The 599-nt window shown below is 42.6% G+C and carries 1 protein-coding gene; it reads right to left on the bottom strand.

Annotated features, from left to right (window positions below):
* On the bottom strand, nt 1-558 hold a 558-nt coding region (locus I6F53_RS20305), incomplete at its 3' end, for a zonular occludens toxin domain-containing protein (protein ID WP_197240962.1).
* Nucleotides 559-599: the final 41 nt, after the last annotated feature.

Raw genomic sequence — 599 nt, 5'->3', positions numbered from 1 at the left:
ATAAAGTTTGGTTGTTTCTTTATCTAGCTTATGCGTGAACGACTCGACAGCGTGAGCTTTCCATGCACCCTTATCATCAATGGTACTCATTGCGCCAGCGAACTGGAAAACTTTGGGTTTACCATCTTTGAAAGGGTGACTAATATGATAATGAACGTCAACGAGTTTACGTAGGGCAGAGTGTACGAAGGTCGGGTCTTGGGTCATGACAACGATGTTTAAGTTAGCATGGCGTATCATAGTCATATTTTTAATACGACTATCAGAGCTGATTTTGGTATTTGAGTTATCAGCCCATTCTAATAACTGGGCTTCGTCATAAAAGACGGTAGCGTTAGCGATACCATCTTCATTTAAAAGCGTTTGCCAGTCATCTGGTGACTTCTCGACACCTTCGATATTCAGACCAGCAATATCAGCATAGACAGGGTGGTCAGGGAAGTTATCAACGATATACTTTATTTGAGCGGTGGCAAAGTGCGATTTACCAGCACCTTTTTTGCCAGTAATCAGTACAAGCCCTTGACCCTTGATTAGGCCGTTGCTAACCGTAGCCATTATTTAGCAGCCCTAGATAGTGATATTTTAGTCGCTCCGAT

This window comes from Pseudoalteromonas sp. SWN29 (assembly GCF_015864465.1).
In the GTDB taxonomy this organism is placed as follows: Bacteria; Pseudomonadota; Gammaproteobacteria; order Enterobacterales; family Alteromonadaceae; genus Pseudoalteromonas.
The sequence above is the reverse complement of the archived record's forward strand: the minus strand, read 5'-3'. Positions and strand labels throughout refer to the sequence as shown.